Annotated in this window: 24 protein-coding genes and 1 tRNA gene; 14 read left to right on the forward strand and 11 right to left on the reverse strand. The window is 66.6% G+C overall.

All coding sequences use genetic code 11. From position 1 onward, the window contains the following. Nucleotides 1–8: 8 nt before the first annotated feature. The 10 genes from ACTIF2_RS06015 to ACTIF2_RS06060 all read left to right on the forward strand — a co-directional run bounded on the left by ACTIF2_RS06015 (nt 9) and on the right by ACTIF2_RS06060 (nt 11,267). Complete coding sequence (locus tag ACTIF2_RS06015) at nt 9–575, forward strand: hypothetical protein (protein ID WP_439496137.1); 567 nt, start codon at nt 9–11, stop codon at nt 573–575. Then, the gene (locus ACTIF2_RS06020; protein WP_439496138.1) at nt 575–928 is read left to right on the forward strand and encodes a hypothetical protein; all 354 of its coding nucleotides are present in this window, start codon (nt 575–577) and stop codon (nt 926–928) included. Before ACTIF2_RS06015 ends, ACTIF2_RS06020 begins: the two co-directional genes overlap by 1 nt. Beyond that, nucleotides 925–2,199 carry a hypothetical protein gene (locus ACTIF2_RS06025; protein WP_439496139.1) on the forward strand — a complete coding sequence of 425 codons (1,275 nt, stop codon included), beginning with the start codon at nt 925–927 and terminating at the stop codon, nt 2,197–2,199. Before ACTIF2_RS06020 ends, ACTIF2_RS06025 begins: the two co-directional genes overlap by 4 nt. 892 nt (nt 2,200–3,091) lie before the next feature. Continuing rightward, nucleotides 3,092–5,059, forward strand: coding sequence for an ATP-dependent nuclease (locus tag ACTIF2_RS06030; RefSeq protein WP_439496140.1), 1,968 nt, complete (start codon nt 3,092–3,094; stop codon nt 5,057–5,059). Between the two features lie 2 nt (nt 5,060–5,061). Further along, entirely contained in the window at nt 5,062–6,945 is a 1,884-nt protein-coding gene (locus tag ACTIF2_RS06035) for a UvrD-helicase domain-containing protein (protein ID WP_439496141.1), read from the forward strand. Further along, the gene (locus ACTIF2_RS06040; protein WP_439496142.1) at nt 6,942–8,276 is read left to right on the forward strand and encodes an AbiJ-related protein; all 1,335 of its coding nucleotides are present in this window, start codon (nt 6,942–6,944) and stop codon (nt 8,274–8,276) included. The genes ACTIF2_RS06035 and ACTIF2_RS06040 overlap by 4 nt, the downstream gene beginning before the upstream one ends. Nucleotides 8,277–8,433: 157 nt before the next feature. Continuing rightward, nucleotides 8,434–8,673, forward strand: a complete 240-nt coding sequence (locus tag ACTIF2_RS06045) for a hypothetical protein (protein WP_439496143.1) — start codon at nt 8,434–8,436, stop codon at nt 8,671–8,673. 85 nt (nt 8,674–8,758) lie between these two features. After that, complete coding sequence (locus ACTIF2_RS06050; RefSeq protein WP_439496144.1) at nt 8,759–9,064, forward strand: type II toxin-antitoxin system TacA family antitoxin; 306 nt, start codon at nt 8,759–8,761, stop codon at nt 9,062–9,064. A gap of 23 nt (nt 9,065–9,087) precedes the next feature. After that, on the forward strand, nt 9,088–9,588 hold the full coding sequence (locus ACTIF2_RS06055) for a GNAT family N-acetyltransferase (RefSeq protein ID WP_439496145.1): 501 nt from the start codon (nt 9,088–9,090) through the stop codon (nt 9,586–9,588). Further along, nucleotides 9,585–11,267 (forward strand): recombinase family protein, encoded by a 1,683-nt coding sequence (locus ACTIF2_RS06060; protein WP_439496146.1) that lies wholly within the window; start codon nt 9,585–9,587, stop codon nt 11,265–11,267. The genes ACTIF2_RS06055 and ACTIF2_RS06060 overlap by 4 nt, the downstream gene beginning before the upstream one ends. Here the strand turns inward: ACTIF2_RS06060 and ACTIF2_RS06065 are convergent. The 11 genes from ACTIF2_RS06065 to proB all read right to left on the reverse strand — a co-directional run bounded on the left by ACTIF2_RS06065 (nt 11,238) and on the right by proB (nt 20,614). After that, nucleotides 11,238–11,314: transfer RNA gene (locus ACTIF2_RS06065), tRNA-Arg, on the reverse strand. The genes ACTIF2_RS06060 and ACTIF2_RS06065 overlap by 30 nt on opposite strands. A 125-nt stretch (nt 11,315–11,439) precedes the next feature. Further along, a complete protein-coding gene (hisE, locus tag ACTIF2_RS06070; protein ID WP_439496147.1) occupies nt 11,440–11,826 on the reverse strand; it encodes a phosphoribosyl-ATP diphosphatase in 387 nt (128 codons plus the stop codon). A 168-nt stretch (nt 11,827–11,994) separates the two neighbouring features. Then, nucleotides 11,995–12,501 carry an RNA pyrophosphohydrolase gene (locus tag ACTIF2_RS06075; RefSeq protein ID WP_439496148.1) on the reverse strand — a complete coding sequence of 169 codons (507 nt, stop codon included), beginning with the start codon at nt 12,499–12,501 and terminating at the stop codon, nt 11,995–11,997. Further along, complete coding sequence (locus ACTIF2_RS06080; protein WP_439496149.1) at nt 12,498–13,706, reverse strand: divergent polysaccharide deacetylase family protein; 1,209 nt, start codon at nt 13,704–13,706, stop codon at nt 12,498–12,500. Before ACTIF2_RS06080 ends, ACTIF2_RS06075 begins: the two co-directional genes overlap by 4 nt. Nucleotides 13,707–13,833: 127 nt before the next feature. Next, a complete protein-coding gene (locus ACTIF2_RS06085; RefSeq protein WP_439496150.1) occupies nt 13,834–15,168 on the reverse strand; it encodes a S41 family peptidase in 1,335 nt (444 codons plus the stop codon). Then, nucleotides 15,168–16,517: a murein hydrolase activator EnvC family protein gene (locus ACTIF2_RS06090; protein WP_439496151.1), complete on the reverse strand. Its 1,350-nt coding sequence runs from the start codon at nt 16,515–16,517 to the stop codon at nt 15,168–15,170. Before ACTIF2_RS06090 ends, ACTIF2_RS06085 begins: the two co-directional genes overlap by 1 nt. Before the next feature lie 29 nt (nt 16,518–16,546). Continuing rightward, the gene (rlmH, locus tag ACTIF2_RS06095; RefSeq protein WP_439496152.1) at nt 16,547–17,026 is read right to left on the reverse strand and encodes a 23S rRNA (pseudouridine(1915)-N(3))-methyltransferase RlmH; all 480 of its coding nucleotides are present in this window, start codon (nt 17,024–17,026) and stop codon (nt 16,547–16,549) included. Between the two features lie 12 nt (nt 17,027–17,038). Next, nucleotides 17,039–17,356, reverse strand: a complete 318-nt coding sequence (gene rsfS, locus ACTIF2_RS06100; RefSeq protein ID WP_439496153.1) for a ribosome silencing factor — start codon at nt 17,354–17,356, stop codon at nt 17,039–17,041. Nucleotides 17,357–17,518: 162 nt separating this feature from the next. Further along, nucleotides 17,519–18,130 (reverse strand): nicotinate-nucleotide adenylyltransferase, encoded by a 612-nt coding sequence (locus ACTIF2_RS06105; RefSeq protein WP_439496154.1) that lies wholly within the window; start codon nt 18,128–18,130, stop codon nt 17,519–17,521. Continuing rightward, nucleotides 18,127–19,368: a glutamate-5-semialdehyde dehydrogenase gene (locus tag ACTIF2_RS06110; RefSeq protein WP_439496495.1), complete on the reverse strand. Its 1,242-nt coding sequence runs from the start codon at nt 19,366–19,368 to the stop codon at nt 18,127–18,129. The genes ACTIF2_RS06105 and ACTIF2_RS06110 overlap by 4 nt, the downstream gene beginning before the upstream one ends. Nucleotides 19,369–19,489: 121 nt before the next feature. Beyond that, complete coding sequence (proB, locus tag ACTIF2_RS06115; RefSeq protein ID WP_439496155.1) at nt 19,490–20,614, reverse strand: glutamate 5-kinase; 1,125 nt, start codon at nt 20,612–20,614, stop codon at nt 19,490–19,492. Between the two features lie 301 nt (nt 20,615–20,915). On the opposite strand from proB, the gene ACTIF2_RS06120 reads away from it, so the two are divergent. The 4 genes from ACTIF2_RS06120 (at nt 20,916) to ACTIF2_RS06135 (ending at nt 22,510) form a co-directional block, all read left to right on the forward strand. Beyond that, nucleotides 20,916–21,125, forward strand: a complete 210-nt coding sequence (locus ACTIF2_RS06120; RefSeq protein ID WP_439496156.1) for a cold-shock protein — start codon at nt 20,916–20,918, stop codon at nt 21,123–21,125. A 145-nt stretch (nt 21,126–21,270) separates the two neighbouring features. Further along, a complete protein-coding gene (gene rpsU, locus ACTIF2_RS06125) occupies nt 21,271–21,534 on the forward strand; it encodes a 30S ribosomal protein S21 (protein ID WP_439496157.1) in 264 nt (87 codons plus the stop codon). Nucleotides 21,535–21,616: 82 nt separating this feature from the next. Then, nucleotides 21,617–21,994 (forward strand): DUF6481 family protein, encoded by a 378-nt coding sequence (locus ACTIF2_RS06130; RefSeq protein WP_439496158.1) that lies wholly within the window; start codon nt 21,617–21,619, stop codon nt 21,992–21,994. Between the two features lie 198 nt (nt 21,995–22,192). Next, on the forward strand, nt 22,193–22,510 hold the full coding sequence (locus tag ACTIF2_RS06135; protein WP_439496159.1) for a hypothetical protein: 318 nt from the start codon (nt 22,193–22,195) through the stop codon (nt 22,508–22,510). Nucleotides 22,511–22,539: the final 29 nt, after the last annotated feature.

Consider the following 22,539-nt stretch of genomic DNA (forward strand, 5'->3'; position numbering starts at 1 on the left):
GGTGAGTCGTGCATTTAGAGATCAAAGCTCTCGCGGGTGGGGACAGAATATTGACGGGCGCGCAGCCCGGCCGGAGCCTATTTGCGCGGCTGGTTGCGAAAGCGCCCGCGCCGCCCGAGCCAGAACCCGCCTTTCTGGACTTCTCCGGCGTCGAAGTTGCGACGGCGTCTTTCCTGCGCGAAAGCGTGGTGGCCTTCCGGGACTACGCGCGCTCGACAATGCCGAACCTGTATCCCGTGGTCGCAAATGCCGCCGAGGTGGTCACTGAGGAACTAAGCTTCTTTCTGCGGCATCGCGGCGACGCGCTGTGGGCCTGCGACATCAGCGCCGCCGGTGTTGTTCGGAACGCTCGGTTGCTTGGTGAGCTCGACGACGTGCAGCGCGAGACCTTCGATCGGGTGCTCGAGCTCGGCGCGGCAAGCGCCCCGTCGCTGGCGGCGGCCGGTGGCGGCGAGTCGGGTGTGGGGCCGACGGCTTGGAACAACCGTCTGACGAACCTCGCCAACCGCGGACTCCTGATCGAGCGCCGCGGTGGCAAAACCAAAACCTTCGCGCCCGTCCTGGAGGTCAACTGATGGGTATCGATTACATCCGGGGCCAAGCCGGTAAGCCCTATGTCAAGCGTTGGGCCAAGGGCCTTAATCGCCTGAAAACGCCGACCTTGCTCGACGTCAATTTGAGCGCGGAGAGCCGTGTGGTGACGGCGACGCTGACGCCGGGATGCTCCCCTCGGGAAGGCGGCGCCTACCTCGTGCAGACGACTGCATCGGGGGACCTGGCCGTGATGGACGGGCATCGGCAGATCGCATGTGTCGTCAATCCGCCTCCGGACGTCACGCGAGCGCTGGCCGCGCAGCATGGGCTCGCCCCGGCCACAGTCGAGCGGATCGGGGGCTTTGGCACCACCGCGGAGCTCAAGCTCAAATGAACCGTCGGCCGGCTCACGAACCCACTCGAGATTTCCGTCCATCGCCGCGCCTTCAGGACGATGCCCAGCGCAATGCGCTCTGGCTCGGTTGCCGCGGTTGCCCGGACTTCAAGGCATGTGGGGGGCTTCATACCGAGGCCGGCATCTTCGACTGCGGCGACCTCTGTTCCTGCGCGAACCAAGAGACGTGCGACATGGTATGCCGTCGGAAGCCACTGGCCTTCTTCGAGCGGCTGATGGAAATCGGCGGCTTCGATCTGGAAACGACGCCACGGGTTGTGCCGGTTGTCGCCTCTCCGCTTCCTGACCACATACCTCTCATTGGTCACAAGTACAGTCGAACCGGAACGCTCGCGGAGCATGTCGTCGCCGTTCCGCTCTACGAGATCTTTCACATGGGGACCGGGGAGCCGCATGTCCGTAACCGTGCCGAGCTGGCGGCGCGCTTCTTGATCCCGGACAATGCGATCATAGTCGCCACTGGCGTCGATCGCGACTTCAAGGTCGAGCGTTGGTGGGAGTTCGCAGACCGCGCCAAGGTAATGCAGACCCTGCGCGATCTCGGAATCGCACTGGTGACGACCCCAAACTTCAGCCTGTTCACCAATGTTCCCCGTCCGGACAATCTTCACGGGATGAAGCGCATCGCCTTGTCCTGGGCCGAGCTGATGGCCGCAGGGATTCCCGCGGCGTTACATTTGAACGCCCGCACCGACTTCGATTATGCCCGTTGGACGCAATTCGTCGCGGCCCGGCCGGAGGTGGAGATCGTTGCCTTCGAATTCGGAACCGGCGCAGGCCATCCGAACCGGATCGACTGGCATGTCGAACGGCTTTGCGCTCTTGCCCGCACGGCGGGCAGGCCCCTCATCCTCGTCTTGCGCGGCGGTGTTCGCATGCTGCCGCGGCTTCGGGCGTCCTTCGCTCAGGTCATCCTCATCGAGACCGAGGCTTTCAGCCGTGCACTGAAGCGCCGCCGCGCCACGATCACCGAGGCAGGCCGTCTGCGTTGGCTCCGCGCCCCGACGCCAAAAGGCGATCCAATCGACGAGTTGCTGGCGCACAACGTCACCACCGTCCGCCTCGCGTTGAGCTCGCCAAGGCTCGCCATGCCTAACGCCTCACGGGTGCGAGCGCCCGTTCGGCGCCCGGCAGCGGACGCTAATCGTCAGCCCGCCCAGCCGAGCTTTATGGCTGAGCTCGACGCTTCCTTGCAGGCTGGGGCTGTGACCGCGAACAGCAAGCGCGTGATCGTCGCTGCGGAAACGTAGCTCTCCATCATGGTTCGCGAGCGCACGAAACATTTGCCCCATTCCGAACCCAGCGCCGCTGGCACGGCCGAAACGCGATTCGCCGTCCTCGACGGCGACTCTGAGCGCGGTGCCGGCGTCAACAAGGCCGCTATAGTCTGCGTTTTCACGCAGACTGGCCAGCACGCCGACCCCGGCATCCGAGACAACGATTTCAAAGGCGCTCGGTATCGCCGCAAAGGCCACCAGTCCGGTCTCCGGCCGGCCGCTATGCCGGAAGACATTCTCCTGCAGTTCGCCCATGGCGCCGATGATGGCCGCGGCAAGCGGTTTGCCGAACCCGACTGCGACCGCCGCCTGTTCGGCGCGGCTTCGCCAAAGCGCCCATTGATCGGATCCATCGCCGGTCTCGGCGAAGCGAGCCAGCGGGAACGCACCGTGATGCGCGGCGTAACCGCTGCCCGCGATGGTGCCGTGGTCGAGCGCTGCTTCGATGACGGACGCGAAGGGCGCAGCGAAGCGGACCTGGGCAAAAGCGATAGGGTTTTCGCGGCGCGCCATCAGCATCTCAATCAGTGGGCCGAGACGACCCGAGCGGTCTACGCTGACCGGGCCCAGGCCCGACAGGCCGCCGGATTGGGCCGCCCACAGGAGGTCATCGGCGCCGGCAAAGTCGCCGTTCAGTTGGTGATCCGGACCCGCCGCTGTGGCCAACCCACCGATCCTCGCCCCATGACTTGGCAGGGGTCTGGATGGACCATGAATTGGCCCGCGTTGTCGCGCCCGCCCCCTGATCCGTCGTCCTTAGCAGATTTACTGAAGACTTGCCGCATTGAATACGTCCAGGCCCCGCTACCAACCTCGGCGGTCGATAGTCGTCACTTCCGACTTCTTTATTGGGACTGATTTCCTCATGTTCATCGAGCGCTTGATCCTGACCAATTTCCGCTGCTTCGGCCCCGAACCTCGATCGATCGACCTCGCGTCCGGCTTAACCGCGTTTGTGGGGGTAAATGGCGCCGGCAAGACGGCCGTCATGCAAGCGCTGCAGCGCCTGTTCGGGGTGACGGGCGACCAACGCCGCCTGCGGCGTCAGGACTTCCATGTGCCGGTAGCCGAAGCCGCACCGGCGCGACAGCGGGCCTTCGTAATCGAAGCGATCCTCGCCTTCCCCGAGCTCGATGCGGAAGGCGGCGACAACGCCGCCGTGCCAGAGTTCTTCCACCAGATGGCCGCGGACGACGCCGGCAGGCTGAAATGCCGCCTGCGCTTGCAGGCTACTTGGACCGATGATGGCTCACTTGACGGAGCCATCGAACAGAAATTCTGGGCAATCCGAACATTCGGAGATTTCACTGAGGCCGACTGCATCGAGCTGAAGGCGATCGATCGCGCCCGCATCCAGATGATCTACGTTCCCGCGGCGCGCGATGGCGCTTCGCAGGTGACGGCGTTCCTGCGCGGGCGGCTTTGGCGCGCCATCGACTGGTCGCAGGAAGTGAGGGACGTTTTCGCCGAAGCCGGCGCCACCTTGAACGGGGCGTTCGGCGGAGAGGCAGCCGTCGATCTGGTGGCCGCGGCGGTCAAGCAGCGCTGGCAGGAAGTGCATAGCGCGGGCACTGATACGACACCTGTCTTTCGACCGCTCGATCTGCGTTTTCAGGAATTCATCCGCAAGGTTGAGGTCGTCTTTCACCCCGACGAAGCTGGTCGCGAGCGCAGTCTCGACGATCTCAGCGATGGGCAGCGTTCGCTTTTCCATCTCGCCATGACCGCCGCCATCCTGGATGTCGAAGCGCGAATCGCTGCGGACCCGGCTGGAATCGGCTTCCAGGCGGACGGTATCCCGCTGCCTGCCCTGACGCTGATCGCGGTCGAGGAGCCAGAGAACAATCTCGCGCCGTTTTATCTGTCGCGGATCATCCGGCAGATCGAAGACCTGACACGTGGGAGGCGCGCACAAGCGGTGGTCTCCAGTCACTCGCCAAGTATTCTCGCGCGCATCGACCCGACACAAGTCCGGCATTTTCGCCTCGATCCTGCCGACCGCACGGCGAAGGTTCGTCCGATCCGGCTGCCCGAAGGTCAGGAAGCGGCATCGAAATTTGTGCGTGAGGCAGTGCGAACTTATCCGGAACTATATTTCGCACGCTTCGCGGTGTTGGGTGAAGGCGCCTCGGAGGAAGTCGTGTTGCCGCGGTTGGCTGACGCGCTCGACTTCGCGATTGATCGCTCGTTCGTGGCCGTCGTTCCGCTCGGCGGCCGGCACGTGAACCATCTCTGGCGCCTCCTAACGGACCTCGATATTCCCTACGCAACGCTCTTGGACCTCGACTGGGGTCGGGCCGGAGGCGGCTGGGGCCGTATAAAGACGGCATGCACCCAACTGCTAGAGAATGGGGTCACACCGGGTGCGTTGTTCGGCGAACACCTTCACGCCGATGGCCCGGCTGCGAACCTCGCCGCATTTGATCGCCTCGCCGCCGATGACGCTAATAGTCTTGATGCCTGGGTGAAGTGGCTGCGCCGATTTGGCGTGTTCTTCTGCGCGCCGCTTGATCTGGACTATTCGATGTTGCGGGCTTTCCCTGCGGCATACCAGGTGGCCGAACCCGGTCGGCAGGGGCCGTCGAACCGCGGCGACCCACGGACGGCGGTGCTCGGCGACGACGGGTTGCCTGCGCTGTACGCGGCAGATCAGGATGGGCCGCTGCGCTGGTATCGCTACCTCTTCCTCGGCCGGGGCAAGCCGAGCACGCACGTCCGCGTGTTGAGTGGCCTGGCGGCCGCGGATCTCGCCGCCGGGGCGCCGGAGGAGCTGCGCGCGCTGCTCACCGCGATCGTCGCGCGGCTTGAGCCGCCGGCACCGGCGGAAGCCTGACCATGCCGCGCGTTCGGCCGGACGACTGGCGGCCGCGAGGGATAGAGGACCTCGAACCCCAGGCTTGGCGAGCGCTCCGTCAGGCCGGCTGCGCCTGTGTCGTCGCCGGACCCGGCGCCGGCAAGACCGAGTTCTTGGCGCAGCGTGCGGTTTATCTGCTCGAGACGGGCGCTTGTCCGCCGCCCTATCGGGTCCTCGCTATTTCGTTCAAGAGCGATGCGGCCGACAATCTCGCAGCGCGCGTGCGGCAACGATGTCCGCCCGAGTTGGCGGGCCGCTTCGTCTCGCTCACCTTTGACGCCTTCACCAAGGGCTTGGTCGACCGCTTCACCACCGCCATCCCGACCGATTGGCGCCCAGGTCGGCCCTACGATATCGCGTTCCCGACACGGCGACAGGTTGAAGGATTCCTCGACCAGACGCGCCTCGGCGCCCCGCCGCAATGGCAGGCCGCGATTGCGGGCTTGGGCGTCGGAGATTTCGAGTCGCGACATGTGGGTGGTCACCGCCTGCCGCTAGTTCGCGCCGAGCCGCAGTCTGGCGAGGAATATGCCATTGATCGTTGGTGGTACGGCCAAATCGGGGAGCGGGCGCGGGCGTCGCTTACCTTTGTCAGCCTCAACCGCCTTGCCGAACTGTTGTTGAGGGCGAACCCGCACATTCGGCGCGCGCTGCGGGCGACGTATCCCTTCGTCTTTGTCGACGAATTCCAGGACACGACCTATGCGCAGTACGACTTCCTCCTCTCGGCTTTTGCCGACGGCGGGACGGCCGTGATCGCCGTGGGAGACGACAAGCAGCGGATCATGGCGTGGGCCGGCGCGCGGCTCGACGCGTTTCAGCGTTTCGAGGCGGATTTCGGTGCCGTCCGGATTCCTCTGGCCTTCAACTTTCGGTCGTCGCCGGGCCTTGTGCGGATTCAACATGTGGTCGCCCGTGCGCTGGACGCGAACGTGATCGCGGGCGTGGCGCAGGCGGCTCAACTCGTGGACGGCGATGTCGCCCAGGTCTGGAACAGTCAGACGCGAGATGGCGAAGCCGAATATCTCACCCGATGGCTCGCCGAGGACATGGCGCGTCGCGGTCGGTCGCCGCGCGACTACGCCTTACTTGTCCGACAGAAATCGGACGACTACGAAGCCGAGCTGTCTGGGCCACTCGCTCAGGCGGGCTTGCGGCTTCGAAATGAAAGTCATGCGCTCGGCCGCACCACGCTGCAGGATTTGTTGGCTGACGAACTCGCTCGCATCGCGATCGCGATACTGCGCCTGGGAGCGCTCCGGCGCGCGCCCGACGCGTGGCGGCTGGCGTCGAACGCGCTCCAAAGCCTGCGCGCGGTCGATCCCGACGATGAGTTGGCCTGCCATAAGGTCGAAGCGGAACTCACTGTGTTCCTGGGGGATCTTCGAGCAGAAATGGCACGCACCGCGCCGACGGCGGAGAACAGCCAAGCTATAGCTGGTCGTCTCTTCGGATTTCTCGATCTGGGTGCGGTCGCCCGAACTTTTCTTGAGTACGGAACGGGTGAGTTGCTGGCCATCATGGTCGAAGCGTTTGCGCTGCACCTGGCGGCGTCCACTGCTGGAGCCGCGAACTGGTCGACATGCCTCGACTCATTCGAAGGCGTCGCACAGATTCCGTTGATGACGGTACACAAGAGCAAGGGCCTGGAGTACGACACGGTCATCTTCGTCGGCTTGGACGATCGGGCCTGGTGGAGCCACACGCCCGGAAATCCCGAGGGTCTAGCGACGTTTTTTGTGGCGCTGTCCCGCGCTAAGCAGAGGGCGATCTTCGCGTTCTGCCAGGGACGTGGCCAGCGCCGGCGGGTAGCGGACCTCTTTCAACTGCTGACCGACGCAGGCGTCCCGGAGATCGCCATATGAGCGGCGCAAGCAATCTTGCGCTTCGGATCGCCGGAGCGCTTAAGGACCGCTGCACCCACCAGGTCATGCCGAGCGTCGCGCTTGAAGCCGGTCTGATCATGGCGGCGGAGGCCGAGGGCGTGAGCAAGCGTGATAGGGCGCTTGCCGCCCTCGACGGCAAGTCCCCTCGTGAGCTGGGTGAGGTCGCTCGCCGGCTGGGCGCGCACTGGGGTGATTATGCGCTCGAAGAGGCCGGCTCCGCGGTCCTTGAAGAGGGAGAGCCTCCGATCAGCGAGATCACCCGAAGGGACGTGGCCAAGTGCTTTGGCGACGATCTCTCTGGCGAGCAGAATGTCCTTGAACTCGTGCGCAGGTTCTTTCCCATCGACACCTTGAGCGCAGACTTCTTCGCCGGGCGGTCGTTGGCGAGTGATATCGAGCGGCACATGATTTCGAACTTCGGCGATTGGACCGTCGAATACCTTTTCGAAAAGATCGGTGCGTTCTCGTGCTCGCGCGATCGGTTCTCACGCGTGATAGAAGCGGCGCTGCACCCCCTCGGCCGGCGTGGTCCGGCTCAAGCGGCCCTGGCCGATCACCTGAACGCGGTTTTTCGGCGCGATGGTTACGTTCTCGCCGTCGAGGGTGAGGAGTCCGGCTATCCGGTCTATCGGCTGAGATCAGTGACGCGGGGTGTCACCGGCGCCCCGAAGAATCTCATCTTCGCGTCCAATGGGCCTAAACCGGAGATCGGCTTCAGCGACGCCATCAACAACGACATCGTCATTCTCTCGAATGCGGAGAGTTGTTTGATCTATGACCGTCCGATCCGGCGCGACGGCCTCCTGTGGTCCGAGTTGGTCGATTGGTGGGGCGCACAGGAAGGCGGGGCCTCAGGGGACTCTGCACGCGCGCTTGGCCTGCGCCTCCAAGTCTCGCTTGCCTCGGACGCGGAGCGCAATCTGTTCGAGGCGTACTTCCGCCTCTACAAGCCGCGCCTTGGGTCGGCGCTGCCAGCGCTCATCCCGCAAGTCTACCTGCACTATGATCCAGCCGTCGTGAAGAACCTACGTCACCGTGCCGCGCTGCCGCGGCAGCGAATGGATTTCTTGATGCTCTTGCCGAACCATCAACGGGTCGTCATCGAGGTCGATGGCGCACACCATTTCAGTCGTGACGGGAAGCCCTCGCTGGCCGCCTATGCAGACATGGTTTCCGCTGACCGGGATCTACGCTTGAACGGCTACGAGATTTACCGCTTCGGCGCGAACGAACTGGTTGGTAGCGGCGGCCCAGATGTCATCGCGCGGTTCTTTGAACGCCTCCTCAAGTTCCACAAAGTGTTGAGTTGATCGGGAAGGTGAATCGGCGATCGGTTGACGACCTTGTTCTTGTAGACTGGGAGCACAGGCGCGGAATGGCCCGCCGTTCCCCTGTCGTTGTACGCCACAGCACGACGCCTCGTCGTTGCACTTGCAATGGGTGCCGCACACCGTTCCATGATGGCGCATGGCCCAGAAGCGACATTCGCGCCGGGCTCTACCTGTATGGTCTGGCGCTCCAGAAGACCTCTTCGACTATACCCAGCCGCCAGCGCCGCGGGCGGGGCGGTCGCCGCTGCATTTGGAGGGGGCGATCACCGTGACGGACGACTGGCCCGAAATCGTGCCGATCGCGGACGCCGAGTTGAGGGTCTTGGAAAGCCATTTCGCCGAAGAGCTGGACGAGCTTTTCGGGCCACGGGCCTGATGGGCGGCAGGATTTTGAGATTGATTTGTTCGTCTGTATGACGTACATTGTTGGGGAAACGTAGGCCATGGCAGGAGTGACCCCAATGCCGCGCAAACAGCCCAAGATCGAACGGGAAACGCCCAACCGCGTCGAGCGCCTCGGATTCCGGCTGGATGAAGAGACGAAGGATCTTATCGAGCGGGCCGCCCATCTGTCGCGGCGCAAGGTCAGCGACTTCTGCGTGACCGCGCTCACCGACACCGCACGCCGGACGATCGCCGAGCATGAGACGTTAGTGCTGTCCGATCGCGACCGCGCGGCATTCTTCGACGCGCTGGTCAATCCGCCTGAGCCAAGCGAGCGGCTGGTCCGCGCGCTGGCCGAGCACAAGCGCCGGGTCGTTTCCTGAGCATGGCAGCGTCTCGGCCAGATTTGAAGATTGAGGCGCTCGCGTCGCATCACAACCGGGACGGCTTTTCCTGCGGCGTCGACAGCCTCGACCGTTATCTCCGGACGCAGGCGAGCCAGGATGTTCGGCGCAAGGCGAACGGGGTCTTCATTCTAGTGGAGCCGCACAAGCCGAATGTCGTGCTAGGTTATTATACGCTATGCGCGACCGGTGTTGCGCAGGGCGACGTGCCGGCCGTCGCCCGCAAGCACATCCCGCGCTATCCGCTGGTCAGCGCCACGCTGGTCGGACGGCTCGCGGTCTCCGAAGCGCGGCAGGGCGAGCGGCTGGGCGCGATGCTTCTCGCCGACGCGGTGCAGCGCGCGTATGCGAGCGCGGCCACGGTCGGTTCCTCGATGTTGGTGGTGGATGCCATCAGCGAGCGCGCCGCCGCCTTCTATGAGGGAAACGGTTTCGTGCGCCTGCCGGATTCGCTTCGGTTGGTGCTGCCGATGCACGCGATCCAACGACTGGTAGAACCATGACCGACGCAGTACCTGCATCGCCTGACGTGACGGCTGGGGCTGCGCTTGCCAAGGTGGCGCTCTATTTGCGCGTCTCGACCGGACGGCAGGCGGAGAGCGATCTGTCGATCCCCGATCAGCGGCGACAGATTACAGCCTATTGCGTCGCCAAGGGCTGGGACGTCGCGGCCGAATTCGTTGAGCCGGGCAACACCGCCACCGACGATCGCCGGCCAGCGTTTCAGGCGATGATCGATGCGGCGATGGTGAAGCCGCCGACCTTCACGGTCATCATTGTCCACTCCTTCTCACGCTTCTTCCGCGATCAATTCCAGTTCGAATTCTATGTCCGCAAGCTGGCCAAGAATGGCGTGCGTTTGATCTCCATTACGCAGGACCTCGGCGACGATCCGATGAGCGTGATGATGCGTCAGATCATGACTCTGTTCGACGAATACCAGTCGAAGGAAAACGCCAAGCACACGCTGCGCGCTATGAAGGAGAATGCGCGCCAGGGCTATTGGAATGGCGCGCTGCCGCCGATCGGTTATCGCATCGTGGCCGCTGAGCAGCGCGGTGCGAAGATCAAAAAGAAGCTGGAGATCGATCCCATCCACGCCGACACGGTGCGCCTGATCTACAGGCTGGCGCTCAATGGACACAGCGACAGCGGTCCGATGGGGATCAAGTCGATCACCACCTATCTCAATCAGCGCGACATCCGCACCCGCGACGGCGGCCGCTGGGGCATCGCCTCGGTGCATCAAATCCTCACGCGCACGACCTATATCGGGCAGCATCGGTTCAACACGCGCGACCACAAGACACGCACGGCAAAACCCCAGGCCGAGCATGCGGTCATGGACGTTCCGCCGATCATCACCGAAGCGGAATTCGAGGCCGTCCAGGCGGCGCTGAAGGCGCGCAGTCCGAAATGGATGCCGCCACGCGCGGTGAGCGGTCCGACTTTGCTGACCGGGATTTGCTTCTGCGCATCGTGTGGCGGTGCGATGACGCTACGCACCGGCAAGGGCAGCGCGGGCGGCATGTATCGCTACTACACCTGCTCGACGAAGGCGCGACAAGGCGAGCGCGGTTGTCGCGGTCTGACGGTGCCGATGGACAAGCTCGACCGGGCCGTCGTCGATCACCTGGAGTGGCGGCTGCTCGATCCGGCGCGTTTGACGACGATGATGGATCAGTTGCTTGAGCGACGTGAGGAATGGAATGAACGCCGTCGCGGGCACATCGCAGAGCTGCGCAAGCGTGCGGCCGAAGCGGAGGCGAAGTTAAAGCGTCTCTATGAAGCGATCGAGAACGGCGTGGTCGACATGGCCGACCCGTCGCTGAAAGATCGCATCGCAGAACTCACCGCGGTGCGCGACCAGGCGCAGGCTGACGCGGAGCGCGCGACTTCCGCGGTGGAGCGACTCGGGCCCGCGATCACGTCGGACAGTTTGCGGCGGTTCGCGCTCGCCGCTCGACGCAAGCTGCGGAACGAAGATGGAACCTATCGGCGGGACCATTTGCGTGCACTTGCCCAGCGCGTCGAAGTCGTCGACCCGAGCGAAATCCGCATCCTCGGCACGAAAACCGAACTGCTACGGACACTTGTCGCGGCCGCAGGCGTAGAATCGGCGGCTGGTGGCGTTCGCAGTTTTATACCGAAGTGGCGCGCCCGAAAGGATTCGAACCTCTGACCCTCAGATTCGTAGTCTGATGCTCTATCCAGCTGAGCTACGGGCGCATATCGATCAGCACAGCCGGGGCCATGTCGTTCCGATGAAGGCGGGAATAGCCGCTCCGCTTCGGCTTGGCAAGCCCTGAACCGTCGCAAAAACCAGCCGGCCGGTGCGCGGGCCGACTGCCGCGTCAATCCTCGCGCGAGACGGCGCGGGCAAGCGCGGCCGCCTCTGTGCCCTGGCTCTCCGCCTGCTTGACGGCGCGATTCTTCGGCAGCTTCTCGGCAATGCCGTAAAGCTGCTCGCGACGGTCCATCTCCCGCCAGACGTCTTCCGGCGCGATGCCGATCTCGCTCCACAGCACCACGAGATTGTAGATCAGGTCCGCGCTCTCGAGGATCACCCGCTCGCGATCGGCCTGGACCGCTTCCAGCCCGACCTCGACGGCCTCCTCGGCCAGCTTCTTCGCCATTTTCGGCACGCCTTCGCCGATCAGTTTGGCGGTCCGCGAAAAGGCGGGATCGCGCGTGCGTGCGGCCAGGACCGCGGCGTGGAGCTTGAGAACCGAATCGACCATCTGCGGAGCGTCACCTCGTCATGTGAGCGTTTCGTGACAGGCCGCTGTCACGCGGGCGGGCGCCAGACGAATCACCCGCTTACCTAGCGTAGTCCAAAATCCGACGGCTGGCGTGAAATCAGGCAATGGACCGGCAGTTTTCATCCGCTGCGAGCCTGTCGGCGGCGATCAGGCTGCCGCGAAAGGCGCGAAATACCGCACAACCTCGCGATAGACCGCCTGCTTGAACGGAATGATCAGGTCTGGTGTCTCCGCCAGCCGCGCCCAGCGCCAGGCGTCGAACTCCGCCTTGTGGCCGCCGGCGGGGTGGAGGGTGTCGATCTCGCTGTCGGGCCCCTCGAGGCGGAAGGCGAACCAGCGCTGCGCCTGCCCGCGCCAGCGCCCCTTCCAGGCCTCCTGGCCGATCTCGACCGGAAGGTCGTAGCTCAGCCAGCCGGGCGCCTCTGCGAGCAGCGAGACGGAGGTGACATTGGTCTCTTCCTGCAATTCGCGAAGCGCCGCCTGGTGGGGCGTCTCGCCCCTATCGATGCCGCCCTGCGGCATTTGCCAGGCGAAGCCGGGCGCGACATGCTCGCGCTGACGCTTGTTGGCGCGGCGCCCGAGAAAGACCAGCCCCTCCCGATTGAACAGTGCCAGCCCCACGCAGGGGCGGTAGCCGGCAGGAGCGTCGGTCATCGCAAAGAGCCTGTCGTGGAAGGGTTGCGCAGCCCGCGCGCGGCGCTGACCGGCACGATGACGATGCCCTTGGCCTCCAGGGACTTGGCCCAGCGCGCGATCCGCTCGATCGAGACCGGCAGGGCGCTGGCCGTCCCGACCGCCACGCCCTGCTCGCCCGCCAGCGTCTCGAGCCGCTGCAGCTGCTCGTCGATGGCATCGGCACGGGTCACGGTGTCGATCACCCGGTCGACCTTCAGCGCCGGGATATGGGCGCGCACGGCCGAGGCGGCGAGCTGGCTGCGCGAGGAGGAGCCGTCATCGACCACGATCAGGCCGCGCCCGGCGATCTCGCGCAGGATCGGCGAGAGCGCGGTCTCGTCCGCGGTCAGGCGCCCCCCGAGGAAGTTGACGATGCCGACATAGCCGGTGAAACGGCCGAGCACCCAGTGCAGCCGGTCGAGATTGTCGGCCCCCTTGGCTCCGGCGAGCAGGGTATGCGGCCCTGGGTCGTTGTCGGGATAGTCGAAGGGCTCCATCGGCACCTGCAGGAAGACCTCGTGGCCATCGCTGCGGGCCCGCTGCACCACGCGCTCCAGTTCCGCGCCATAGGGCGCGAAGGCGAGCGAAACGGCGCCGGGCAGCTTTGCGATGGCGTCTGCCGTTCCGCTCTGGCTGATGCCGAGGCCGCCGACCATGAGGGCGATGCGGCCCGCCGGCTTGGCCTCGGGCGCCGGGCCGGGCGGGCGGGCATAGACCTGCGCCGGCGTCGCGCCGTCCGGGCCGACCTTGGGCAGAAGTCCGAAACGGCTGCGCTCGACCAGGCGATTATCCGGCGCCGGCGCGAGCTTGACCTCGCCGCTGTCGGGAACGGTGATCACGATCGCGCCCGGAACCTCTGCCCCCGGCCGCACCACGGTCACCCCCGACTCGCTTTCGAGCTGGCGCGCCGTCGACTGGTTGCGCGTCTCGCGCGCGCCCGGCTCAGTGGGCGGTGCGACGGCGACGTCCGGCTGGACCGGCCGCGTCACGATGGCCGCGGTCGCCATCGGCTCGCCGCCATCGGGATCGCGGCGGAACAGGAGGATGAAGACCAAGGCCAGGAAGGCGCATCCGACGATGCCGGTACAAGCGAACGCGGCCCAGCGCGCCCACGGCTTGCCGTGACGCACCAGGCGATCCTGGCCAAGCGGCCGGTTGAGCTCGGTAAGCGGCGTTCCCGCCAAGGTCAGCCGTCCTCAGCTGTTCGAGACGGACCCGAATCAGTGGCCCGCGCGCCTAGTCTTGTCGCTTGGCGCGCCGCCCGTCGAGAGCGCCCGATGCCGCGCCCTCCTCAGGGCCCGGGGCCGAGCCTCAGTTGGGCTTGGCCGGCTCGGGCGCCGGGGTCGGCGCGGCGGCGTCCTTCTTGACGCCGCGCAGGAGGTTGAGCGCCGCGATCAGCTGCGTATCCTTGGTCGGATCGTTCGGGACATAGGACGCCGAGCCGGACTGCTCGTCGGCACCGTCGCCCGACTTGAGATGGCCCTTCAGCGACGCCTCGCCCTTGTTCTCGCTCAGCTTGTCCTTGAGCTCCGGCGGGATCTCCTGGACGACCTCGATATCCGGCGTGATGCCCTTGGCCTGGATCGAGTTGCCCGACGGCGTGTAGTAGCGCGCCGTGGTCAGGCGCAGGCCGCCATTCGAGCCGAGCGGGATCACGGTCTGCACCGAGCCCTTGCCGAAGGAGCGGGTCCCCATCACCTGCGCGCGCTTGTGGTCCTGCAGGGCGCCCGCGACGATCTCGGCCGCCGAGGCGGAGGAACCGTTGATCAGGACCACCACCGGCTTGCCCTTGGTCAGATCGCCCGACTTGGCGTTGAAGACCTGGGTCTCCTCGGCATTGCGGCCGCGCGTCGAGACGATCTTGCCGCGTTCGAGGAAGGCGTCGGACACCAGCACCGACTGGTCGAGCCGGCCGCCGCGATTGTTGCGCAGGTCGATGACGTAGCCCTTGATCTTGTCGACGCCGATCTCGGCATTGACCTTGTCGATCGCCTTGCGCAGCCCCTCATAGGTCTGCTCGCTGAAGGTGCCGATGCGGATATAGCCGACATCGCTCTCGACCCGCTCCTCCACCGCCGGCACGACGATGGTCGAGCGCGTCAGCGTGAATTCGAGCGGCTCCGGCTTGCCGGGGCGCTCGACCTTGAGCTTGACCTGGGTATTGATGATGCCGCGCATCTTCTCGACGGCCTGGGTCAGGCTCAGGCCCTTGACCTGGTCGCCGTCGATCTCGCGGATGATGTCGTTGGCGAGGATGCCGGCCTTCGAGGCGGGCGTGTCGCGGATCGGCTTGGCGACCTTGAGGACGCCCTCCTCCATCGTGACCTCGATGCCGAGCCCGCCGAACTGGCCGCGCATGTCGGTATCCATGTCGCGGAAGCTCTTGGCGTCGAGATAGGCCGAATGCGGATCGAGCGAGGAGACCATGCCGTTGATGGCGGCCTCGATCAGCTTCTGCTCGTCGGGCTTCTCGACATAATCGGTGCGGATCTTCTCGAAGATGTCACCGAACAGGTTGAGACTGCGATAGACCTCGGCCGAAGCCGCGACCGCGCTCGTGGAAGACAGCAGGTGGGTCTGCGTGACCAGACCGGTAAGGCCCGCGCCGGCGACCGCACCGGCGAGAACGAGAGAGACCTTGCGCATCATCCGCGAACCTTTTCGCTTTGCGGTTTCGTCCACCACGGCGTCGGATCGATCGAAACGCCGTCTTTTCTGAACTCGATATAGAGAACCGGCTCCCCGGTCCCCGAACCCACGATCGTCGCGGCAGCTTCCGACGTTTCCCCCATCACCGCAACCGGTTCTCCTGCAAGGACGAACTGGTTCAGCGACACGTCGATCCGCTGCATGCCGGCCAGAAGCATGTAGTATCCCCCTCCGGCGTTCAGGATCAAGAGTTGCCCGAACGACCGGAACGGGCCGGCATAAACCACCCAAGCGTCCGAAGGTGCCGAAACTAGGGCATTCGGCCGCGTCGCGATCGAAATTCCACGCGTCGTGCCTCCAGCGCCGTCACTGTCACCAAAACCACGCAATCGTGATCCGGCTGCAGGCAGGGGAAGCAGGCCGCGCGCCTCGGAGAAGGCGATCTTGGGCGCAAGCCGCGCCGGATCCTTGAAAGCCAGCGCCGCCATGCGCTGGCGCTGCTCGCGCGTTTCGGCCTCCAATGCCTGGCGCGCCGCCTCGGCCGCGCGATTGGCGACCGAGATCTCCTTCTCGATGCGCTCGACGAAGTCGCGCAGGCTTTTCGCCTGGCCTGCCAGTTCGCCGCCGAGGCTGCGCTGCGTCTCGGCATCCTTGGCGGCGGCGGCCTCGCGATCGCGCCTGGCCTCGATCAGCGAGGCGAGGCGCTGGCGCTCGCCGGCCAGGCTCTCGAGTTCGCCGGTGATCGCCTTGCGCTCCTCGGCGATGCCGCTGCGCAGCCGGACCAGTTCGCCGAGATCGGTGCTGAGGATCTCGATCTCCTGGCGCAGGTCGGGCACGACGGCGCCGAGCAGCATCGAGGCCCGCACCGCCTCCAGGATATCCTCGGGGCGCACCAGCACCGCAGGCGGCGGCCGCCGCCCGATCCGCTGCAGCGCCGCCAGCACCTCTGCGATGAGACCGCGGCGCCCCTCGAGCGAGCGCCTGATCGCGGTCTCGCTGGTCTGCAGCAGCGCCAGCCGTTCCTCGATGGCGCTGACGCGTCGCTCGACGGCCTGCGTCCGCGCCGTGGCATCGAGCAGCGCCTTGTTGAGGCCGGCCCGGTCGGCCCTGATCGCGGCAATCTCCTGTTCGAGCTTCGCCCTGGCCTCGGCATTGCCGGCAAGCCGCTCCTGGATCGCCTTGAGCTCGGCCTCCCGCGCCTGCTTCTCGGCCAGCTTCTGCGCAATTTCCGGAGCGGGCGGCTGGGTCTCGTCAGCCGGCGCCTGGGCCGAGGCCGGGGCGGCGACCAGCGCCAGCCATAGCAGCGCGGCGCAGCCGTGGTTTCGGCTGCGCCGGAAGCGAATCACTGGCGGCCGAATCACTGGCGAGGTTGAGATCATGCGCGATGATAGGGATGTCCGGCGATGATCGTCATCGCCCGATAGAGCTGTTCCAGCGCAAGCACGCGGACGAGCTGGTGCGGCAAGGTCAGGGCGCCGAAGGCGAGCGCGAGATCGGCGCGGCCGCGAAGCGCCTCGTCCAGCCCGTCGGCGCCGCCGATGACCAGGCTGGCCGCGGCCGTCCCGGCATCGCGTGCCGACGCGATCCTGGCGGCGAAGGCCTCGCTCGTCAGGCTGCGGCCGCGCTCGTCGAGCACGATCAGCAGCCCCGGGGCGAGCTTGCCGAGGATTGCGGCGGCCTCGTCGCGCTTGCGCTCCTCGGCGCGGCGCGCCCGGCTTTCCGGAATTTCGATGATGTCCGGTCCGTTGAGGCCCAGGCCACGGCCCAGGGCCTGACTACGCTCCCGGTAGCGCTCGCAGAGGTCCCGCTCCGGCCCGTCCTTGAGCCGGCCGACAGTGACGATGGCGAGACGCACCTTCGACCGGGATCAGCCGACCAGGCGCTCATGCGGGCGATCGGCGCCCCACATCTTCTCGAGATTGTAGAATTGCCGCACTTCCGGGCGGAAGACATGGACGATGATATCGCCCGTATCGATCAGGACCCAGTCGCAGGCCGGCACGCCCTCGACCTTCGGCGGCTGCAGGCCAGCCTTCTTGAAGGCCTCGACCAGGCTGTCGGCGATCGAGGCGACATGGCGGTTCACGCGCCCGGACGCGATGATCATCGCATCCGCGAGGGAGGTCTTGCCAACCAGGTCGATGACGGTGACGTCCTCGGCCTTCATCTCTTCGAGGACATGCATTGCGAGGGCCACGCTGTCAGCGGATGGATTGCCGGGGACAGCGGCCTGGGGAAGCGGCTTCGGCTCGGCTTCACCAAGGGTTGGACGGTTCAGTTCCGTATCCTCACATGACGACGCGCTCACAGCGCGACATGCCCAAATTAAGCGAGATGGGCTCGAAATTCAATCGCGACCCGCCAACTGACGCAAATAGGTCGAGGACAGTTCCGAGCGGCGGCCATGCAGGAAGACCCAGGCCGGCGGCGCCAGATCGGGCAAGGCCGCCGCCGCGCTCTCGGCCAGTCGCCAGCGCGACAGCCAGTTGGCGGCGGGCGAGGCGATGGAGCGATGCGTCGAGCCCGGGCGATCGATCACCGCGATCGGCATCATCCGGGCGATCGCCCGCCACTCGTTCCAGCGGTGGAAGCCGGCGAGATTGTCCGAGCCCATGATCCAGACGAAGCGCACGCCGGGGCAGCGCAGCTTGAGCGCGCGCAGCGTGTCGGCCGTATAGCGGGTGCGCAGGCCGGCCTCGGCGCCGGTGACATGGATGCGGGCATGGTCGGCGACCTGGCGCGCCCCGGCGATGCGCTCGCCCAGCGGCGGCAGCGCCGCATTGTCCTTCAGCGGATTGCCGGGCGTGACCAGCCACCAGACCCGGTCGAGCTGCAGCCGGCGCAAAGCCGTCAGGCTCGCGAGGCGATGGCCGTCATGCGCCGGGTTGAACGACCCGCCGAACAGGCCGACGCGCAATCCCGGCGCGTGCGGCGGAAGTCGCAGCTCTTCTGCCGTCACGGCCGGATCTGGCCGCTGCCATGAACACGGTATTTGAACGAGCAGAGCTGCTCGACGCCGACCGGCCCGCGCGCATGCATCCGGCCGGTGGCGATGCCGATCTCGGCGCCGAAGCCAAATTCGCCGCCATCGGCGAACTGCGTCGAGGTGTTGTGCAGCACGATCGCCGAATCGACCTCGGCCAGGAAGCGCCGCGCCGCCGCCTCGTCGCCCGTGACGATCGCGTCGGTGTGATGCGAGCCGTAGCGCTCGATATGGGCGATTGCCGCCTCCAGCCCATCGACCACCTTCACCGCGATGATCCGGTCGAGATATTCCGTCGACCAGTCGGCGTCCGTCGCCGGCGTCACCTGCGGGTTGGCGGCTCGCGCCGCGACGTCGCCGCGCACCGCGCAGCCGGCCTCGACGAGCATCCTGACCAGCGGCTGCAGATGCGTCGCGGCGCAAGCCGCATCGACCAGCAGGGTCTCGGCCGCGCCGCAGACGCCGGTGCGCCGCATCTTGGCGTTGAGGACGATCTCCCTCGCCATGGCGAGATCGGCCGCCTCATGGACATAGACATGGCAGTTGCCGTCGAGATGCGCGAAGACCGGCACCCGCGCATCGCTCTGGACCCGCGCCACGAGGCTCTTTCCACCCCGCGGCACCACGACATCGACGGCGCCGCCCAGGCCCGCCAGGATCTCGCCGACCGCCGCCCGGTCGCGCGTCGGCACGAGCTGGATCGCATCGCCGGGAAGGCCCGCCGCCTGGAGGCCGCGCCGCAGCGCCGCGGCGATCTCCGTCGAGGTCCGGAAGCTGTCCGAGCCGGCGCGCAGGATCGCGGCATTGCCGCTTTTCAGGCAGAGTGCACCGGCATCGGCCGTGACATTGGGTCGGCTCTCGAAGATCACGGCGATGACACCGAGCGGCGTCGCGACGCGCTCGAAGGCGAGGCCGTTCGGCTGTGTCCAGCGCGCCAGCACGCGGCCGACGGGATCGGGCAGCTCCGCGACGCTGGCCACCGCTTCGGCAACCGCGTCGAGCCGGGCCTCGTCCAGCATCAGCCGGTCCAGGAACGCGGCGTTCTGGCCGGCGGCCCGCGCCTCCGCGAGATCGGCCGCATTGGCCGCGAGGATGGCAGGTGCGGCGTCGCGCAGGGAGGCGGCCATCGCCCTCAGAGCGGCGTCGCGCTGCTCCGCCGGCGCCAGCGCGACCAGCCGCGCCGCCGCCCGGGCGCGCGCCCCGAGCGCGTTCATCGCCACGCCGATCTCCTCCGGCGCGCCATTGGCGGACACCACGCGCAGGGCGCTTTCATTCGTCATCGTCAATTCCGTTAGGGCCCTGTCTCGCCGCGGATCGTGTCCTGCCGCCATGACCTTAGCCGACGCCGAGCGCCATGTCGTCCCGATGGATCATCTCGGCTCGGCCCGGATAGCCGAGCACCGCCTCGATATCGCGTGACGCCTTGCCCAGCACCAGCCCGGCTTCGCCCGCGTCATAGGCGACGAGGCCGCGGCCGAGGACCCGGCCCTCCGGATCGCGGATCAGGACGGCGTCGCCGCGCGCGAACTCGCCCTCGATCCGGGTGACGCCGACCGGCAGCAGGCTCGCCCCGCCCTTCAGGGCGCGGGCCGCACCGGCATCGACATGCAGCGTGCCGCGCGGCTCGAGCGAGCCGGCGATCCAGGTCTTGCGCGCCGTCGCCGGCGTCGAGGCCGAGAGGAACCAGGTGCAGCGCGCGCCTGACGCGATCGCGCCGAGGGGATTCTTCACGCGCCCGTCCGCGATCAGCATATGCGTGCCGCCGGCCGCCGCGATCTGGCCGGCCTCGATCTTGGTGCGCATGCCGCCGCGCGACAATTCGGACGCCGCGCCGCCGGCCATCGCCTCGATCTCGGGCGTGATGCGCTCGACCAACGCGATGTGCCGGGCGTGCGGATCGCGCGCGGGTGGCGCCGTGTAGAGCCCGTCGATATCGGAGAACAGGACGAGCAGGTCCGCGCCGGCCATGGTGGCGACGCGCGCCGCCAGCCGGTCGTTGTCGCCATAGCGGATCTCGGTCGTCGCGACGGTGTCGTTCTCGTTGATCACCGGGATGGCGCGCAGGTCGAGCAGGCGGCCGAGCGTCGCGCGCGCATTGAGATAGCGCCGGCGCTCCTCGGTATCGGCGAGCGTCAGCAACACCTGCCCGGCCGTCAGCCCGTGATGTCCGAGCGCCTCGGCCCAGGTTCGCGCCAGCGCGATCTGGCCGACCGCGGCCGCCGCCTGGCTTTCCTCGAGCCGGAGCGCGCCGCCCGGCAGGCCGAGCACGGTGCGGCCGAGCGCGATGGCGCCCGAGGAGACCACGAGCACATCCGCGCCGCGCTGGTGCAGGTCTGCGAGGTCCTCGGCCAGCGCCGCGAGCCAAGCTTGGCGAAGGCGGCCGCGGGCGCGATCGACCAGCAAGGCCGAGCCGACCTTGACCACGATGCGGCGAAACTGGCTCAGCGACGGCGTGTTCACGGGAGGCGACCGGGCGAGTTGGCAGAAGCAATGCTTGCCTGTTGGCGAAAATGCGGCTCTTGTAAAGCAGGGAGAAATTAGACGCCGCCATGCGTGAAAGCGCCGGTCGCGTCGTTTCGCTTGCGGGTTGCATTGACAATCGGGTTCCGAGCGCCCATATGGGGCCCGTCGATATTAGGCCGAACGACGTGGCCCCGCGCATGTGAATGCGCTTGCTGACGACCTTCCCGCTCAAATCGAAAATCGGCTCGCGAGCTGTTTCGCGCGCTTCCACTGCTACACTTCTGCGAAAGGGTTCGTCATGGCTACGGGCACTGTTAAATGGTTCAATTCGACCAAGGGTTTCGGTTTCATCCAGCCGGATGATGGCGGTCAGGACGCTTTCGTCCACATCAGCGCCGTCGAGCGCGCTGGCATGCGCGATCTCAGGGAAGGTCAGAAGATCTCCTACGAGCTCGTGCAGGACAAGCGCTCGGGCAAGATGTCGGCCGACCAGCTCCGCGCTGAGTGAGCCGCAAGGCTGCGTGACGTGATCATCGATCGGGCAGGCGACCACGGATGTACTGGCGCCAGCTCGAACGACACGTGACACGGCCAGATGAAGGGTCGGGACCAGCCCGGCCCTTTTTCCGTATTTGTGATTGAAGGAGACCAGGATGCAGGTTCTCGTCCGCGACAACAATGTCGACCAGGCCCTCCGGGTGCTGAAGAAGAAAATGCAGCGCGAAGGCGTCTTCCGCGAGATGAAGCGCCGGTCGGCCTATGAGAAGCCCTCCGAGAAGCGCGTCCGCGAGAAGGCCGACGCCATCCGCCGCGCCCGCAAGGTCGCCCGCAAGCAGGCCCAGCGCGAAGGTCTCATCGCCGCGCCGAAGCCCAAGGTTCGGCCGACCCGCGCCGCAGGCGCAGCGCCTGCGCGCTGAGTTCAATACCAATCCGGCGCGATCTGGATTATTGGCCCATGCGGGCCGCGATATCGCCCGTCTCAACCCCAGAAGGTAGACCTTGAAGAACCCGAACGACCGCAGCTTCACTGATCGTCAGACCAACTCCGCCAATGCCAAGAAGGCGCTGCTAGAGCGTTTCAAGGCGCGGCCGGGCCCGGATGACCCGATCATGCAGCAGCGCCGCGCGGAGCGCCAGGCCGTCGCCGAGGCGCGCGCCGCCCGCGACGCCGAGAAGGCCGCCGCCCGCGTCGAGGCGGAGCGTCTCGCGGCGATCGAGCGCGCCGCCCAGGAAGAAGCCGAACGCCAGGCCGAGTTGTTGCGCGAAGCCGCCCGCAAGGCCGAGCAGGCCAAGCGCGATGCCGAGCGCCCGCGCAAGGTCCTGCTCGAGGCCGTTCAGTACGCCCAGATGCGCGCAGCCGGCAAAGGCCGTCGCTGAACCGGATCCCGGCCATGAAGGGCGGGACGCGGTTTTTCGCCCACTCTTGGTGTAAGATGCTATTCTAGTCCCGCATTGTTGACGGGGTTCTCGCTCGCGCCGATTGGCGGCAGGAGACTCGGCAACCGACGTTCCCGGTCAGGCCCTTGGCCAGGACCGGGGTGACCGGCCTGCCCTCTTGAACCGGAGCCCATCGTCATGGCGACGCGCGGACTTTCCCCCGACGAGATCAAGCGCCGGGCTCAGTTGGCCTTCGACAAGGCGGACCAGCGCAAGCAGGAAGCTTCCCGGGCCTTCGAGGCCGAACGGATCGAGCGGGAGGCCGTGGCGCAAAAGACCGCGCGGCTGCGCGCTCTGCGTCTCGCCAAGGAAAGCGCCGATGCCGAGGCGGCCGCGACACTCGCCGCCGAACAGGCCCGCGCCAAGGCGGCGCTGATCAAGGAGAAGGCGCTGGCGAAGGCTGCCAAGACGGCCAAAACCCCGCCGAAGAAGAAGCCGGCCAAGTCGCCGGCTTGAACAAGTCGCCCGCTCGAATGGGCGTCGCG

It is taken from the genome of Allobosea sp., from assembly GCF_051860145.1.
Classification (GTDB): Bacteria; Pseudomonadota; Alphaproteobacteria; order Rhizobiales; family Beijerinckiaceae; genus Allobosea.